23 protein-coding genes and 3 pseudogenes are annotated in these 15,349 nt (G+C 53.8%); 18 read left to right on the top strand and 8 right to left on the bottom strand.

Annotated elements, in window-relative coordinates; translation table 11 throughout:
• Positions 1–140: 140 nt before the first annotated feature.
• A complete protein-coding gene (locus CER19_RS02490) occupies positions 141–776 on the bottom strand; it encodes a hypothetical protein (RefSeq protein WP_116665268.1) in 636 nt (211 codons plus the stop codon).
• 95 nt (positions 777–871) lie between these two features.
• Between CER19_RS02490 and CER19_RS02495 the strand changes: the two genes are divergently transcribed.
• Positions 872–1,417 (top strand): hypothetical protein, encoded by a 546-nt coding sequence (locus CER19_RS02495; RefSeq protein WP_116665269.1) that lies wholly within the window; start codon positions 872–874, stop codon positions 1,415–1,417.
• Positions 1,418–1,478: 61 nt separating this feature from the next.
• On the opposite strand, the gene CER19_RS02500 is transcribed toward CER19_RS02495, so the two are convergent.
• Both CER19_RS02500 and CER19_RS02505 read right to left on the bottom strand, forming a co-directional pair.
• Positions 1,479–1,967 (bottom strand): hypothetical protein, encoded by a 489-nt coding sequence (locus tag CER19_RS02500; protein ID WP_116665270.1) that lies wholly within the window; start codon positions 1,965–1,967, stop codon positions 1,479–1,481.
• A 69-nt stretch (positions 1,968–2,036) separates the two neighbouring features.
• Positions 2,037–2,234: pseudogene (locus CER19_RS02505) on the bottom strand (hypothetical protein); the annotation flags it as partial.
• Positions 2,235–2,236: 2 nt separating this feature from the next.
• Between CER19_RS02505 and CER19_RS02510 the strand changes: the two are divergent.
• The 5 genes from CER19_RS02510 to CER19_RS02535 all read left to right on the top strand — a co-directional run bounded on the left by CER19_RS02510 (position 2,237) and on the right by CER19_RS02535 (position 5,405).
• A complete protein-coding gene (locus CER19_RS02510; protein WP_116665271.1) occupies positions 2,237–2,572 on the top strand; it encodes a hypothetical protein in 336 nt (111 codons plus the stop codon).
• Positions 2,573–2,621: 49 nt separating this feature from the next.
• Positions 2,622–2,918 (top strand): hypothetical protein, encoded by a 297-nt coding sequence (locus CER19_RS02515; protein WP_116665272.1) that lies wholly within the window; start codon positions 2,622–2,624, stop codon positions 2,916–2,918.
• A 119-nt stretch (positions 2,919–3,037) separates the two neighbouring features.
• A complete protein-coding gene (locus CER19_RS28980; RefSeq protein ID WP_116665273.1) occupies positions 3,038–3,226 on the top strand; it encodes a DUF2188 domain-containing protein in 189 nt (62 codons plus the stop codon).
• Positions 3,227–3,840: 614 nt separating this feature from the next.
• Positions 3,841–5,130: a group II intron reverse transcriptase/maturase gene (ltrA, locus tag CER19_RS02530; RefSeq protein WP_116665275.1), complete on the top strand. Its 1,290-nt coding sequence runs from the start codon at positions 3,841–3,843 to the stop codon at positions 5,128–5,130.
• Between the two features lie 83 nt (positions 5,131–5,213).
• Entirely contained in the window at positions 5,214–5,405 is a 192-nt protein-coding gene (locus CER19_RS02535) for a hypothetical protein (RefSeq protein WP_116665276.1), read from the top strand.
• Positions 5,406–5,421: 16 nt separating this feature from the next.
• Here the strand turns inward: CER19_RS02535 and CER19_RS02540 are convergent, their stop codons facing one another.
• Positions 5,422–5,862, bottom strand: a complete 441-nt coding sequence (locus CER19_RS02540; RefSeq protein WP_116665277.1) for a hypothetical protein — start codon at positions 5,860–5,862, stop codon at positions 5,422–5,424.
• A 444-nt stretch (positions 5,863–6,306) separates the two neighbouring features.
• Here CER19_RS02540 and CER19_RS28985 point away from each other — a divergent pair.
• Positions 6,307–6,492: pseudogene (locus CER19_RS28985) on the top strand (hypothetical protein); the annotation flags it as partial.
• A gap of 14 nt (positions 6,493–6,506) precedes the next feature.
• Here the strand turns inward: CER19_RS28985 and CER19_RS02550 are convergent.
• The gene (locus CER19_RS02550) at positions 6,507–7,124 is read right to left on the bottom strand and encodes a hypothetical protein (RefSeq protein WP_116665278.1); all 618 of its coding nucleotides are present in this window, start codon (positions 7,122–7,124) and stop codon (positions 6,507–6,509) included.
• Between the two features lie 45 nt (positions 7,125–7,169).
• Here CER19_RS02550 and CER19_RS02555 point away from each other — a divergent pair, with 45 nt between their 5' ends.
• The 7 genes from CER19_RS02555 (at position 7,170) to CER19_RS02580 (ending at position 10,500) form a co-directional block, all read left to right on the top strand.
• The gene (locus CER19_RS02555; RefSeq protein ID WP_116665279.1) at positions 7,170–7,790 is read left to right on the top strand and encodes a terminase small subunit; all 621 of its coding nucleotides are present in this window, start codon (positions 7,170–7,172) and stop codon (positions 7,788–7,790) included.
• Between the two features lie 24 nt (positions 7,791–7,814).
• A complete protein-coding gene (locus CER19_RS02560) occupies positions 7,815–8,477 on the top strand; it encodes a P22 phage major capsid protein family protein (protein ID WP_256660358.1) in 663 nt (220 codons plus the stop codon).
• Positions 8,416–8,646: a hypothetical protein gene (locus tag CER19_RS28505; RefSeq protein WP_133298297.1), complete on the top strand. Its 231-nt coding sequence runs from the start codon at positions 8,416–8,418 to the stop codon at positions 8,644–8,646. Before CER19_RS02560 ends, CER19_RS28505 begins: the two co-directional genes overlap by 62 nt.
• Positions 8,643–9,062 (top strand): phage tail terminator-like protein, encoded by a 420-nt coding sequence (locus CER19_RS02565; protein ID WP_116665280.1) that lies wholly within the window; start codon positions 8,643–8,645, stop codon positions 9,060–9,062. The genes CER19_RS28505 and CER19_RS02565 overlap by 4 nt, the downstream gene beginning before the upstream one ends.
• A gap of 71 nt (positions 9,063–9,133) precedes the next feature.
• Positions 9,134–9,790 (top strand): phage tail protein, encoded by a 657-nt coding sequence (locus CER19_RS02570; protein WP_116665281.1) that lies wholly within the window; start codon positions 9,134–9,136, stop codon positions 9,788–9,790.
• A gap of 3 nt (positions 9,791–9,793) precedes the next feature.
• Positions 9,794–10,174 carry a phage tail assembly chaperone gene (locus CER19_RS02575; protein WP_116665282.1) on the top strand — a complete coding sequence of 127 codons (381 nt, stop codon included), beginning with the start codon at positions 9,794–9,796 and terminating at the stop codon, positions 10,172–10,174.
• A 47-nt stretch (positions 10,175–10,221) separates the two neighbouring features.
• The gene (locus tag CER19_RS02580; protein WP_116665283.1) at positions 10,222–10,500 is read left to right on the top strand and encodes a DUF1799 domain-containing protein; all 279 of its coding nucleotides are present in this window, start codon (positions 10,222–10,224) and stop codon (positions 10,498–10,500) included.
• A gap of 73 nt (positions 10,501–10,573) precedes the next feature.
• Here CER19_RS02580 and CER19_RS02585 read toward each other — a convergent pair whose 3' ends face one another.
• On the bottom strand, positions 10,574–11,455 hold the full coding sequence (locus CER19_RS02585; RefSeq protein WP_116665284.1) for a serine protease: 882 nt from the start codon (positions 11,453–11,455) through the stop codon (positions 10,574–10,576).
• Between the two features lie 26 nt (positions 11,456–11,481).
• Between CER19_RS02585 and CER19_RS28510 the strand changes: the two genes are divergently transcribed.
• The gene (locus CER19_RS28510) at positions 11,482–11,781 is read left to right on the top strand and encodes a hypothetical protein (RefSeq protein WP_133298298.1); all 300 of its coding nucleotides are present in this window, start codon (positions 11,482–11,484) and stop codon (positions 11,779–11,781) included.
• A 114-nt stretch (positions 11,782–11,895) separates the two neighbouring features.
• A complete protein-coding gene (locus CER19_RS02590; RefSeq protein WP_256660359.1) occupies positions 11,896–12,528 on the top strand; it encodes a hypothetical protein in 633 nt (210 codons plus the stop codon).
• A gap of 55 nt (positions 12,529–12,583) precedes the next feature.
• Here the strand turns inward: CER19_RS02590 and CER19_RS02595 are convergent, their stop codons facing one another.
• Together CER19_RS02595 and CER19_RS02600 are read right to left on the bottom strand one after the other, a co-directional pair.
• Positions 12,584–12,913 (bottom strand): hypothetical protein, encoded by a 330-nt coding sequence (locus tag CER19_RS02595; RefSeq protein ID WP_116665286.1) that lies wholly within the window; start codon positions 12,911–12,913, stop codon positions 12,584–12,586.
• Between the two features lie 42 nt (positions 12,914–12,955).
• Positions 12,956–13,165: a hypothetical protein gene (locus CER19_RS02600; RefSeq protein ID WP_116665287.1), complete on the bottom strand. Its 210-nt coding sequence runs from the start codon at positions 13,163–13,165 to the stop codon at positions 12,956–12,958.
• Between the two features lie 94 nt (positions 13,166–13,259).
• Here CER19_RS02600 and CER19_RS02605 point away from each other — a divergent pair.
• Positions 13,260–13,958: pseudogene (locus CER19_RS02605) on the top strand (DNA adenine methylase); the annotation flags it as partial.
• A gap of 922 nt (positions 13,959–14,880) precedes the next feature.
• Positions 14,881–15,153: a hypothetical protein gene (locus CER19_RS02610; RefSeq protein ID WP_116665288.1), complete on the top strand. Its 273-nt coding sequence runs from the start codon at positions 14,881–14,883 to the stop codon at positions 15,151–15,153.
• Positions 15,154–15,349: the final 196 nt, after the last annotated feature.

Consider the following 15,349-nt stretch of genomic DNA (forward strand, 5'->3'; position numbering starts at 1 on the left):
AAGGATATTTCGTTCTACACCTGCGAGACATGTTCCTGCCAATGGCGCAGGACCCAGGAGACATTTTCTCCTTGTGAGTCCGTCTGGGCGGAAGATCGCTAGCTTAGACTTTCTGGGCCATTGCAATTTATGAAGCTGGATCAGACTGATTCATGCTCAGCGATGAAGTAGTCCCAGGCTGCTTTATCGCCTTGGGCTACGTACCACTTCAGTTCCTCGCCTTCTTCCGTGTCAGTGACCGAGCCGCCGTACTGGGCTCCGGGGAAAGTGAATAGCCCTTTGTTGCCGCACCATGGATAACCACCGGTGAACTCGGTGAAAGTGACACCTGGGCGCTCCGCTGCTACCCGAATCTTGAATTCTTCAAATCTGGCATTGCGGGCCGTGACCTCGGCTTCGTGCCCGGTCTTGCAGTCCGCAGAGCAGTAGACCACTCGACCATCGAACACCAGGTTCAGTGCAATATCGGCTTCGCTCTCTTCATCCCAATAGCTGGTATCACTGTCGCACCTGGCGCCGCAATGATTACAGCCGAACCACCAGCCGGCGTCGATGTAAGCCTTCGCCGGGATAATGCGCTGGCCCGCATACTGGTCGGCCCAATGCGCTCGTCGGCATGATACTGCGCCGAAGTCAGTGCCAATCTCGTCCGCACCCTGACGTCGAGCTGCCGCGTTCGAGGTGGCGAACTGGATGTTGGATTCTTCGGGGTCGTTGGTCTCTACGGAGTAGGCCAGCACCTTGCGTGATGCCGGATCGAGTTTTGGCTTGCTCATGGATTATCTCCAGTCAGATTTCGCCCTCAGTGAGTCGGCGGGCGGTAGGTTGCTTTGCTCGAAAATGCGATGATGTAAAAAAATGGAGAGCGCGCATGTTAAAAGAAGAGGCTTTAATCCCGTTAGTAGGCGCCGTGGTGGTTGCTGTAATCGCTGGTGCAATTTCACTGTCTGTAGCTATTTTGACTAAAGATCAGAAGACATCGGAGTTCCGTCAGTCATGGATCGACTCGCTACGAAATGATGTTTCAAAGCTAGCAGGGATTATGTATGCAATGCTCAGCTTTGCTGATTCCGTTAAAGCGAAGGGCGAAAGTCATGCTTATGAATTTCTAGTGTCCAGTAAAGATAGCTTTGTTGACATGGCGAACCTGATAACGAGGATTAGACTGCGGCTTAATGTTAAAGAACACGCTCGTCTCCTCGCGGTTTTAGATACTATGAGCCAAGGGGAAGGTCTCAGCAAAAAGCAAACTGAATCCCTGATTGAGGGGGTAGTCGCAGAAACTCAATTGGTTTTGAAAACTGAGTGGCAGCGCGTGAAAAGAGGGGAAAAGTCCTTCCAGATTCTGAAGTGGTCCTCTGCATTTGTATTGCTGGCAGGTGTGATTGGTGTAACTTGGTATTTCTACCCGTCTTGATTTTTAGCACTCCAAACTGGCTGTGTGCCTTTTGGTTACATGCAGCGAAATGTTAGAGTTTTCAGTCGTTGTCGCCTTCGTCTTCTGCATTCATTTTGAGCGATTCGGCAAAGCCTGCTTGCCGTAATTTGTGCGCCACGTTTTCGGATACATCTAAAACGTGGCGCTTAATTTTGAAGTAGCTTGCGGATTCATCGGCGCCGAGCGAGTGGGCGTGTGCGATCAGTCGCCAGATGGTAGCCCGGTCTTTCGACTCGCCCAGTTCGGCGGTGAGCGATGACAACCGGTCACGCATTCCCGGGCGGAAGTAGTGACGGATGATATCGGACGTCCCTTTGACCTTCGGTGGCGCCGGTGGCAGATCCTCGGCTCGGCCATTCAGCACCAGTAGCTGCATCGCCTCGCTGACTTCCTCGATCTCATGCCAGCGCATCAACTCGTCGAGCATCTGCCGGGTGCCGTACGGTACCGTGTGCCGCAATTCCTGCTCGCCCAGTTCCTGCCGCTTTTCGGCAAGCTTGGCCGTGCGTTCCTTCTGTTCGGCTGCCATGGCCTACCTCTTCTATTCCGCTGGCCGGCAGTGCGAGCCAGGTTTGACGTTTACGTTGCTGGGGGCGGGCTATGCGGCGCATGAATCGACCTTCACCTGATTCCAGGCTCCAACCGCTTCGAAGATCCGCGCGGCGTGCTCCTCGTCCAGCGACAGGGTGTCGGGGATAGCGATCCAGCCGGAAGCCACCATCTGGCTTTGATTGGCCTCTTCGCGCAGCTTCTTGTAGCAATGTTCGATCACGTCCTCCAGATGGTCAGAAATCCACCATGAACCTTGAATTGATTAACTCCATCGCTTGCGGCCTGATCGCCTTCTGGGCGACCTGGTGCGTACTGAGCGGGAAGGTGAGAGACGGTATCCTGGGCAAGCTGGTTTATTCGGCGATCGCCATAAGCGGGTTCGTTGTCATGGCTCGCAGCCAGAGCATCTTCTTCGGCCCGACTACTGCTGGCCTGACGCTGCATATCGCCCTGGCTATGGCCGGTGCCCGCCATATCTTCATGGTCACCTACTGGCAGACGGTAAAGGCCTGGCTGTGCAAGACGCTGAACTGCGAGCAGTGCATGACGTGCACCGATGAGCGCAGGCGAAAAACCGATTAAACCAAAGGCGCCCGGTACTGCCGGCGCCAATCTATTGAGGGTGGCCCGAATGGATTACGTCCTCGGCGACCATGCCTACTCAGTCAGCTACCAAGAGCTACGCGAAGAGCACGCCCGATACGTCCAGATGACTGACAAGCGCTTCCTGAAAGAATTACCAGGGGCTATGCACTTCGCCGTGTTCGTGTGCTGGTTCAAGGAGCTGCCGACAAGCCAGGTGCTTTCGGATGAGGGGATCGTCCACCAGCTGGCCCACCTTATCCATTTGAAGGGTGAACCGGTTGTGATGCGACGTCTTGGAGAGATTCGGGAGCTGTTCGACCAACAACTGCGGCTTGCACCGTAATCCGCGCCACGTTTTCGAATGCGCCAAATCGTGGCGCGACACGCGGTAGTCACAGACCCAAAAAGCGAGTGTATGGTGGTTAGGACAGCCCGAGATTATCTCTAGAAAAGGAGGTGATTATGAGTGTTCCTATCCTGACCAAGATGCATATCAATGGTTACGACGTCCTAAGCGTAAACCACGGTCCTTGGAGGGTCTGTACGAATGCTGATCGGTTCGGCTCGTTCCGCACGCGTGAAGAGGCATTTGCTTTTGCAGCGACGCTGCCTGTGAGGGTGGTGCGAACCAAGCGTCATACAAGCGCGTAGTAGACGAAGCAACTCTCGAATTGGCCTCGGCAACCGCCGGGGCTTTTTTATGGGTGCGCCAGGCACGGCGCGTTGCGCGTCAGCGCAACCAGCTTGGCTGTGGTGGCCACGCTGGTGACTTGGAGGTGAAAGTCCTCTACACACCCGGCAAGGGGAAGTGTTAGCCAGAGGCAAGGGTGTCGCGGGTGACTGCGAATTTGAAGGAAGCCCGAGGCAAAATGCTGGCCTGACGAACAGGAAGCGGATAGAGGCGGCACAGCGGGGTAAGGCGGCCCAAACCGTCAAAGCCCGATACTTGCACGGAACGCTGTGACGTAAATCCGACAGGCATAAGCAGGAAGGTCGCGCGAATTACCCTGGGAGATCTGTAGGTTTGCCACTGTGCTACCGAGCGTCGAGAGGCGACGGGATGAACCTACAGAAGTCAGCCGAGGCCGTAGTAAGTGGCAAGTAACCATGCTACCAAGGGCCGAACAGGTTATGCCGCCAGTAGGCGTCAGAGTCTCGTCGAATGTCGGAAAGCAGAAATCTCTCCACAAGAGGGCTGTAACCCCCCAAGTCCCGGACGGAATCCGGGGTTTGCGGCTGGCAGTGCGCAGACATCGGCGGCGTCTGTGACGTGGACGAACGCGGAGCCGGACACGCTGATGGCGCGGGTGCTAGCACCGGCCAACCTCAGGCGTGCGTATCAACGCGTGGTCAGCAACAAGGGCGCGCCGGGTGCCGATGGCATGATGGTCGACGACTTGGCGGGCTACGTGAAACAGTGTTGGCCGATCCTCAAGACTCGGTTGCTGGCCGGCGAATATCACCCCCAAGGTGTACGCGCCGTCGACATCCCCAAGCCCAAAGGCGGCACAAGGCAGCTGGGTATCCCCAGCGTCGTGGATCGCCTGATCCAACAGGCACTGTTGCAACAGCTCACGCCGATCTTCGACCCACTGTTCTCGGACTACAGCTACGGTTTTCGTCCGGGCAGAAGCGCTCATCAAGCCATCGAAACCGCCCGTGACCATGTAGCGGCGGGACACCGCTGGTGCGTGGAACTTGATCTCGAGAAGTTCTTTGATCGGGTCAATCACGATGTCCTGATGGCCCATGTTGCGTGTCAAATCGAAGACAAACGCGTCCTTACGCTGATCCGTCGTTATCTCGAAGCGGGGACGATGTCAGGCGGACTCGTCAGCCGACGGCAGGAAGGGACGCCGCAAGGCGGCCCGCTCTCGCCGTTGCTGTCGAACATCCTGCTCAACGAACTCGACCGCGAACTGGAACGGCGGGGCCATCGCTTCGTGCGCTATGCCGACGATGCGAACATTTATGTGCGCAGTCATCGTGCAGGCGAACGGGTCATGGCCAGTGTTGAGCGCTTCCTGACTCAGCGTCTGAAACTGACACTGAATCGGGAAAAGAGCCGTGTGGCACGGCCTTGGGCCTGTGATTACTTGGGTTATGGGATGAGCTGGCATAAGCAGCCGAAGCTGAGAGTAGCGAGCATAAGCCTGCACTGCCTGCGCGACCGACTCAGGGAACTCTTGCGTCGGGTACGGGCCCGCTCAATGAGATATATCGTTGAGCAAATGACTCCCGTGCTGCGTGGTTGGGCTGGCTACTTCAAGCTGAGTCAGAGCAAGCGGCCACTTGAGGAGCTTGATGGCTGGGTGCGTCACAAACTTCGTTGCGTCATATGGCGTCAATGGAAGCGGCCCTCTACGAGGGCGCGCAACCTGATACGTTTGGGAATCAACGAGGCGCGGGCGTGGAAATCGGCGGTCAATGGCCGAGGCCCATGGTGGAACTCGGGAGCGTCACATATGAATCAGGCGCTACCGAAGAAGCTCTGGGATCGACTCGGGCTGGTCTCAATACTGGATACGATAAACCGGCTTAATCGCATAACCTGAACCGCCGTATACGGAACCGTACGTACGGTGGTGTGAGAGGACGGCGGATGTAAATCCGCCTCCTACTCGATCAGGGTAATTTTATGAGTAATGTCACCCGTCTGCACCACGCGCTACCGATAAGCCAGGACATCAACAAGGCCCTGACCGATTTGGACAGCGCCATTGCCAAAGCAATCGACGCGGCCAAGGCTGCCGGCCTGCCTCAGGGCTTCGTCGTATCTCTCCTGCATGGGTACGCCCAGCAGCAGACCAGCATAATGGTAGAGCGATAGCGGTAAAGAGAGAGTGCTAGTGGCCAATCAGTAATTTGGTTTCGCATAAGCTGAAGTCATATTCGAGTAGCGCCTCCTCTTTGCTACCCCAGTAATTTGTCAATAGTTTGGCCGCTCGTTCGGAGACTAGGAACGGTATGGTCTGAAATCCTTCTACAGCTAATGCAAGGGTGCGGTGCCTGCCAGACATGAAGTCCGGTTCAGTTGTGTAGATCAATGAGCCGATTTCAAACGGGGGAGACTCCGTTGAACGAATGAAATCGATTGCGCCTTGAACCCGCTGGTTGTGATCAACCGCCGGGACACGCTTCAAGCCCTCTCTGGCGAGGTTTACTGCGAAACCTGATTTAAGAATGACGATGGCGGGAATATCACCAATTCGGTATCCAGTTCCCAGAACAGGCAATGGAAGGTAAGGACGGTCGGAGCAAGCCAGTTTCGTTTTGGTCAAGAGCATCTCGGTCTCATTTTCAATATCGATCCTCGGCGAGTTTGCCTTTTTCGATAGTTTCACTATTCAACGGTCCCAAGAACGACGAACTTTAGCGGTTTGAATATTTTTTTTGAGCCACCAATAATGACAACCAAGCAACCCGACTGCGAGGCAATCGAACGCGCCTACCGGGCCGGGTTGCATTGTGGTTAGGGTTTAAATATTTGCCATAGGGTGACGCCTCCTAGCACAAATATCAGCACTGTTTTCGGTGTGAGTCGCCCCATTAGGTAAAGTCCAATCAAGATGACAAGAAGCGCCTTCGATATTGTCTCTGTGTAGCTCATGCGTATCGCCTGTAATGAATGAGCTACCTATCCTCCACGCCTAATTCACTCCTGAGTGCTGTATTCGTACCATTTTCCGGTCTGAATTAAACGTGCTGTCGCTACAAAGATCAGGTGATCAATGAACAGACCGATGCCTCCCGCATCACTGATTGAGCTGTCGGAGCTATCCGACGTCGGTATTCGGCTGACTCCAGCCACAGAGGTTTGGGAATGGCTACAAACCAAGATCCTTGCCGACACCGGCACCATTCACAACGAAGACCATGCCCACCTACTGGATGCAGACATCCGGGTCATGTGGGCGTGATCAAGCTTCTATCAAAACAACGCATAGCTAAACTTAGTGCGAGGGATGCGTGCCGTAGCCGTCCTTGTTTCGTGATAAGGCTGCCCGACACCATAGAGCTTGTCCTCAATCATAGCTCTCACGTCAATCGCCGGGTCGTAAGGGAAAATGCCCAACGCCCAGATTGATCGTAGATCTAGCTGCGACTTTCGAATCTTGGCCACCTTGGCGAGGTCGGCGACCATATTCGTAAGGCAGTTCCCCAGCTGAATATGTTGCTTTATCTCGAGCGCAACATAGCGATCTTTAGGCCAGTGTTTCTTTCTGATAATGAAGTCTGGCTTGAAAAAATATCCCAACTTTTCTCTGCGATAATCAAATTCAACTGCGTATTCGCGCTCCCAGTCAGGTTCGGAAATATGCTCTGACAGGAAGCGTGCGAATTCGACCTGAAACCAAATTTCCCATCCGGTTATCTGCTGCTTCTGGATGACTCGTAGGGCTGACCGAATATTGGGCATTTTAAAGAAGCCGTTGAGAAGGTCGTGCATGTATTCAAAGTCAGCTTGTGGCTTTTTCATCTTCATTCCTAGATTTTCGTCCGGCACCGCCTCCCGCGGCGCGTACTGATACTGGCATCCAGCCATCATTTCAAGTCCTACCCAAGCGAGGCATCAAAGTCTCAAGGAACCCCTATGGCGCTGACAGCAAAACAGCAGCGCTTCGTCGATGAGTACCTGATAGACCTGAATGCCACGCAAGCAGCTATCCGCGCGGGGTACAGCAAGAAGACGGCGCGGCAGATAGCAGATCAGAACTTGTCAAAACTTGACATCAAGGCAGCGCTCGAAAAGCGCATGCAGTCAAGGTCGGCCCGCACCGAGATCACCCAAGATATGGTGCTTCGCGAACTGGCGAAGATCGGCTTCAGCGACATCCGTAAGGTCATCCGCTGGGGAGAGACGCAGGTCCGCATGGTCGACAGGGAGGATGACGCCCCTGAGGACATGGTTCCGTACCACGGCTTGGCACTGATCGACTCAACCGAGGTGGACGACTCAACAGCAGCAGCTATTGCTGAGGTATCTCAAGGCCGTGATGGGCTGAAGGTCAAGCTGCACGACAAGAAGGGCGCGCTGGTAGATATTGGCCGACACCTCGGTATGTTCACTGCGCCGGGGCATGCCGAGCTTGATGCTGAGCTGAAGCGTCTTGAGGTCGAGAAGCGACGTGCTGAGCTCAAGCTCATCGAGAAAGGCGGCGGCAACTCCAACGCCCAGCTACTGGCCGATCTGATCGCGAGGCTGCCGTCATGAAGGCCAACACCGGCAACCTGTTGTTTGATCGCCAACTGTCGCGATGGTATCGGTCAGGACGTACTGGTCCCGATCACCAGCGCAGAAGCTGCCGCTGACAACATCCCCGGCGTAACCGCTCCAGATACTGGCGATACCGCCGTTGACAACGTGGCCGTGGCCATCACCAAGAGCAAGCACGTTCCGGTTCGTTGGAACGGTGAGCAGACCAAGGGCCTGCAAAACGCGGGCACCTTCTCGTCCATTCAGGCTGATCGCTTCTACCAAGCGATGCGCACTCTGGTGAACGAGATCGAGAAGGATCTATGGGTTGAGGCCTACCGCAACGCATCCCGCGCCGTCGGCACCGCCGGCACTACGCCATTCGGTACCGCAGCAGATCTGTCCGACTTCGCTGGCGTCCTGGGCGTACTGGAGCAGAATGGTGCGCCTACCAACGATCTGCAGCTGGTTCTGGGGCATTCCGCCATCGGCAACATGCGCGGCAAGCAGTCTGGCCTGTTTAAAGTCAACGAGGCGGGCTCCAGCGACATGCTGCGCAACGGCATGACCGACCGCATCATGAACATGGCGATTCGTCATTCCCACCAGGTGGGCCGCCACGTCAAAGGTAGGCGCCACCGGCATGCTGGACCTTGTCGACCCAACTGGCTCTGCTGCCAAAGCCATTGGCAAGGGCGTTCTTGAGCATTACCAGATCGGCGTCGGGAAAATCTGGATCATGAACAATCTCCCATACGGCCCACGGCTTGAGTACGAAGGCTGGTCCAACCAGGCCCCGGCCGGAATGGTGCAGATCACCGTGACGGAATTTCAGATGTTCATAAATAAAGCCGTCTCGGAGCTTTCAGCATGAGCGATCGAATCATCCGAAGTCTGTTCGAGGCACGCCTGAAGGCCTGGGCTGACGCACGTACGCCAAAGCTGGTGATCGCGTATGAAGGCGTGACATTCACACCGCCAGCCGGAGGGGCTACCTACCTGAGGGCGTACCTGATGCCAGGGAATACCGACAGCGAGGACTTGGCCGGCAAGCACGTCTCCTATCGAGGTGTATTTCAGGTCAGCGTGGTCACAGCGTCAGGTTCGGGCACTGGCGCCGCCGGCGCGATTGCCGAAGAGATCGCACAGTTGTACCCGAACAACCTGCCACTGACGAAAGCGGACTTCACGGTTTACGTCCGCTCGCCCATGGCCACGGCCGCATCCATCCAGGGCGAGACTACGAGTACCTTGCCTCTGTCGTTTCAGTATCGAGCCGACACGTTCTAATCCGCCCGTTGGGCAAACCCCGAAACCCGCCTATGTGCGGGTTTTGTCATTTCTGAAAAGAGGAAACACCAATGGCCGGCATCCAAATGCCCAACGGCGCAACACTTGAAATTGCATCGACTTACGGCGATGCAATCCCGTTCACCGCGCTGACCAATGCCAATCCTGCAATTGCGACCGCAGCAGCACATGGTCTTGCCGAAGGTGATGTGATCGCAGTTAACTCCGGCTGGACTCGCCTCGACGGTCGCGGTGTCCGTGTGGGGGTAATTGCCAGCGGAACCTTCGCCCTGGAAAGTGTGAACACTACCAACGTTCAGCAGTACCCAGCGGGCTCCGGTATCGGCACTGTCCGCGAGGTGACGGCCTTCACCGAGATCTCGCAGGTCACCGAAATGAACTCGGCCTGTGGCGATCAGCAGTTCCTTACCTTTGGTTTTGTGGCCGACGACAACGACCGCCAGATGCCGACCACCAAGAATCCAATCACGCTGACTTACACTGTCGCTGACGATCCGTCGAAGCCCTATGTGGCTGTTTGCGAGGCGGCAGACGACGACAAACAGCCTCGTTTGCTACGCCTGAACCTCCCGGGCGGTAGCAGCATTATCTACAACGGCTGCGTGTCGATCACTGCGACGCCGACCATGTCACGCAACAACCTGATGACCCGTGTTATCAGCGTTGCCCTGACTGGCCTTCCAACTCGCTATGCAGCCGTGGTGTAACCCATGGCTAAGTTCAAATTGATCCAGAAGCCGACCTTCAAAGCGCCGGTGATGATCCAGCGGGCCGGGTACAACGCTGAAAAGGTGGAGTTCGAGTTCAAGTACCTGGACCGAACCGCGCTGGCCGAGCTGTATACCGGCTGGAACGAGCGGCACGACGAATTGAGTAAGCAGCTCGGCGACATGGACCTCAAGGCTTTCACTGCCGCCCAGATCGCCCTGCAAGCAGACCAACTGCTGGATGTGGTCGTCGGTTGGGATATTGAAGAAAAGTTCACGCCTGAAAACGTGCGCACCCTCGTCAACTCCATCAACTCAGCACCTAAGGCAGTGCTGAACGCGTACGCCGAAGCCTTCAGCGAAGCTCGCCTGGGAAACTCCTAAGCGCCTCCCGCGCGCTGTATGAACCAGGGCCGTCAGATGCAGACCTGATGGCCTTCGGCTTGTCCCGCCAGGATATACCCGACAAGGAAGTCGGCATCTGGCCCGACAACTGGGACGCCTTCAAGGTCTTCGAAGCCATGAGCACCCAGTGGCGCACAGGCGCGTGCGGCGCAACAGGCATGGACTACAGCGTTCTCTCCGGTGTGATTCGGATGTGTGGCGTGCCGATCAGCCAGCGACAAACTATTTTCAGCGACTTCCGGCGAATGGAGGCCGAAGCCCTTCAGGTGATGGCGGAGCAGCGGGAGAGTGCGCGAGGCTCCTGATCCTCAGGCACAAGCACGTAAAATGAGCAATAAGTCAAATGGCCAATACGTTCATTGGAAGCGCAATACACATTTAGAACATTGTTATTGTTCTGTTGAAGTTTATTGTCTGACCTGCAGGTCTCAATGTCATCATATTCTTGAGCGCCAAAATGTGCTTTGCTGGTATTACATATCCGAGATTTATCATGTGATCTACCTGTGCAAAGTCGTCGGCATTGCTCGGAATGTTTCTAATTACAATTTTGCCCTTGCTAGTGTGTATAGGTCCGGCATATAAAATCCCGATTAATTTGTTGGGGCGGCGCTTGAAGATTAAATTGCCTTGGTCTTCATGAATGGACTGAGTTTCTTTCAAAACAACTGGGCTTCCACTTGATCCAGGAAAGCATGCACAATCAATTACGAAATGCCGACGCCCATTAAAGTCAATTTTCGGGTCACTAGCCAGTGTTCCCTGCCGTATAATTGGTAGGTTGTGTTTTTCGTCAGAGAGCCCGGTTGGATAGCCAACCATGACAACGGTTTCGGCTAAGCCTAGCGTACTTAGGATCTCTTTTTCCGCGATATCATTCTCAGAGAACATGTTTCCATGGCCTGAGTATCCTGAGTCCGTTAAGTTTTGCAACAAGGCGGCAATGTTTATGGCCGCGAGATCTATATCGCTGTCAGGGTGTTCGAAAACTATACTGTTCAGTCCTTCCTGTAGTATGTATTCCGCAATACCTATTTTTTGCGTATGGTCAGATAGGGAAGAAAGGGAGAACTTTATTGATAGTTTTTTTGCGTCTTTCAGTACGTGCTTGTTTGTGATGAGTAGCGGCGCTATATCATTTTCACCCATGTTTATCGCGAACATAAATCCAGTCCCGCGTGACGCCCCTCCTGCTTCGGTGGTTTCGATAAGGGCGGTTGTTGTATCTAAAATATTTTTGGTTTTGGTGATTCCATTCATTTCTGACAAGTTCCTTGGAGGTTTTTATGGTTGAAGTGCTTCGGGTAAATAGCTTTAGTAGGTGTAAATCTTATGATCGGCGTGGAAGAGCATTCCTTGACGGGAATTTTGTTGATTTCGAAACAGAATTAGAAACCTTCTTGGTATTGGCCGCGAAATACTTACAGGGAAATATCAAAGAGATTCCTCTGTCAGATGCTGAGCACCCACGGTTCACGCTGGATACACCTCCATACGAAGAAGCGGCGGGGGTCAATGGCTGGCCTCAAAAAAACGCTCTGTTGCCGGCTCGCGACGGCGTGTGTTGGCACAACGCTACTACGTAGAAGCGCGCACCCGCTACTGGCATTCCATCCATGCTGGATGGGTGGACAGGGTGGCATCCTAGCTAACGGCATGGCAGGCTCCGCGGCCTCTTCAAACAGGAAGGAGTGCCGTCAGTGATCAGCGAGGACGAAAAGCGGGTTCAGTGCGTCAAAAGTATGGGTGGGGAGCTTGGTGTTTTGTATTGCGACCTCAACGATCAGCTAGTGGAAGTTCTGATTTTGTGGGAGCAATTCGAGCAGTTGTTCGGTGTGAATGAAGAAACCGTGCAGGTTTTGAATAGCTCAGCACCTTCCTTCTTCGGCATTGTGCAGGTGCAGTTTTTGGATGCTGTGATGCTTGGGGTATCAAGGCTTACCGATTCGCCTGAGAACAAATCTCAGAAAAACCTTTCCATTCGAGCGATCCCGCCGCTTGTCAGTGATTTGAACGTTCGGAGACAGGTGAACGATGCGCTCAAGGATGCGCTGGATGCGACGAAATTTGCACGCGATCACCGCAACAAACGTATTGCTCACAGTGATCTGCTGCATGTCCAAAGGGGTTCTGCTAAACCGCTGCCGCCTGCCAGCCGTACAAAGATCAAAGCGGCCCTGGATTCAATCTGTGCGGTTCTTGAGACACTTAACGGCCACTACCGGCAGTCAGAATTCGCTTACGACACTCTCATTTATGGTGGAGGCGCCGAGCGTGTCGTCGCTCTTTTGAGAGATGGCTTGAAGCATCAAGACAGCGAGTTGGAATATTGATCAATGAATCTAGCTCCGCGCTGGGCTTTTTGCGTCTGTACCATCGCCCGTAGTACTAATAATTCGCCCACTCAAGCGTTTTAAGGATTTTCGCGCGTTCAGTATGATCTGCGATCATGTCGCAAATCTGCCCCAGCAAGTCAAAATCCCCAATAGAGGATGGCGCAGTGAGGGGTAAGGTCCTGTTGATGGCGTTGAATAGTTCTGGGTCTTCGGTTGTATACCTAGAAATGACGACCTTCAGATCTTGAAGCCCCTTTATGGTTTGGCAGGCTGCAGGAATCGCATTACGAATGTTTTGCGCGTGCTTTGCTGGTGACAACGGTGGGTCTGATTTTTCCGGAGTTTTTCTAAAGAGGTTGTAGATCCATCCGCAGCATGACATTCAACGCTCCTTGTTTTGATCGAAAACAGCCCGCGGGCCGAGCTAGTCTTTGATTTCTTCAGGCAACTGCTGATCGAACATCTCGCTCAGAATTCTCGCGTGCTTGCGCTGCGTGACGGAGTAGAACAATTTTCGGCCGAGCAGAATGCTCTTCATGCTATGAGCTGAAATGAGCTTCTTCGTCGGTACTGAGATCTCTACGGTCGTGCCATCGCGGGTGTCGGTCACTTCCAGCTGGTAGGACTCAATCAAGTCGCCACGCTTGGGTGTGGTCGAGGCATTTGAAGGTACCGCTCAGGCGCTCACCAGCCTCGACACAAAAGTCACCAACCTAGACGGGAAGATCCCTGAGCACGAGTGCTACGTTGAAGTGTTCGCCGGCGGCGCAGCGCTTTACTTCAAGCGCGAAGAGCCTGCAAAGGTGGAGGTGCTTAACGATATCAACGGCGACCTGGTGAACCTGTACCGCGTTGTTCAGCACCACCTCGAGGAGTTTGTGCGCCAGTTCAAGTGGGCGCTTAGCTCTCGGCAGATTTTCGAATGGCAGAAGATGGCGGTGCCCGAAACGCTGACGGACATCCAGAGGGCGGCGAGGTTCTTCTACCTCCAGCACCACGCATTTGGAGCTAACGCCACGGGCCAGACGTTCGGCACTGCCACAACCGGGCGGCCAATCAACCTGCTGCGAATCGAAGAAAATCTATCGCAAGCTTGGCAGCGTCTTTCCGGCACCTACGTCGAGAATCTGCCTTGGCTGAAGTGTGCCAAGAAGTACGACCGACCGCACACCTTCCACTACACGGACCCGCCATATTGGCAGACGGCAGGCTACGGGGTCGGATTTGGCTTTGAGGAATACGAGCGAATGGCCGACTTCATGCGGACCTGCCAGGGCAAGATGATGGTAAGCATCAACGATCATCCAGATATCCGGCGGGCGTTTGAGGGTTTTCGTATGGAATCGATGGATATCCGCTACAGCACCGCGAACCCGAGGCAGGGGAAAGTCGCCGTGACTGGAGAGCTGGCCATTATGAATTGGTAATCGGCCGAGCCGCTCAGGAGGAGGCTAGGCTATTGGGCAGTTCCTGCCCTTTGTTCCACATTGTCCGCGGCCTTGTCGACCCTGAATCACTAGAGGGCCACGGCCACCCCTGGCTTGCGCCCTGTTATTTTTGGCCGAGGCTTGGGATGCTGCTGGTCACGGTTCCCTTAGTAGTAATCGTCATACATTTACGCTCCAAAAGAATCTGCAAAGAGGGGGCGGGCATTAAAAATTGAAAGCTCCAACTCCAGTTCAATTCCAATCAGAAGCTAGCCCTAGTTCAAATTGATATAAAGTAAGCTTCCCTCTGCTACTAATATGTGGTGATGAAAAATAGAGGTTCGCATCATGCGATTAATAGCTGGGATATTTTTGTTATTTGCATGCCTCCCTGTAATGGCCAACTGCGTAAACTCAATAACCCCAAGCTGTGACGTTTATGATTCCTGCTTCAATAAGTACTGCAATTGCACTGGCAGCGATGAGGAGTATCTGATGTCTTTTGGCAAGCAATACTGTGACGCTTTCCTAAATGAGCACTCGTTTACCTCAAACGGAAATCAATGGCGCGATAATACATTGCGCTGTTTGCAGGAGGCTATTGTACCGTCGATACCATTCACGGATACAAAATCGTGCAATTGCCAAGAGGTAAAGAAAATTGCTTACACGAGCCACGTCAGCTGCTACACACAGCCAAACTCCTCAGTCTGTGATCTGCCATCAGCAGACATAAAACTGATTGCGGCAACAATAATTTTTAACAACAAATTCATTTCTGCCATGAAGGACTACTCATTAGGGATCGAGCAGGTTAGGGATACATTCACCAAATGTTCAAGCACCGCTAAGGAGGAAGGAAACAGAAAGCAATGGACCTTCTATAGCAAACTTTTACATGGAAAACTAAAGTAGGTGAAAAATGAATATCACAAAAAAATCGGCATACATTTTGATTGTATCCATGCTTTTTTGCGCAGTAGCGACTGCAGAAGAAGTTGAGGTTCAGCCTACCGATGAAGAGCTGGGCTACATGGAGCGCCTTGACACATATATGGGGGAAACTGCCGGTGGCAATGACAGTGTATCAGCAAGAGTTATTGAGACTGAAACAGGTGAGAGAAAAATTCAAATGGACTACTCCGAAAGCACGGGCTCCGAAATCACTGGGACCAGGGCAGAAGCACCTGAATAGCTGGAGGAGGATAGTTGGCGGTAGACTTCACAAAAAGCCTACCGCCGATTTTCTCAGGATCGATCCTGACAGAGAGCTTGTCCTATAAATCCTCGTGGTGCTGCATCCCTTCATTCTGTTCAAGTCAAGCGCCTGCCCCGTGGCATTCATCACAGGCCGTATGACTGAACGTGACGTGCTGCTGTTGAGACCCACA

Origin of the sequence: Pseudomonas sp. GL93, from assembly GCF_003408955.1 — a bacterium.
Classification (GTDB): domain Bacteria; phylum Pseudomonadota; class Gammaproteobacteria; order Pseudomonadales; family Pseudomonadaceae; genus Aquipseudomonas; species Aquipseudomonas paracarnis.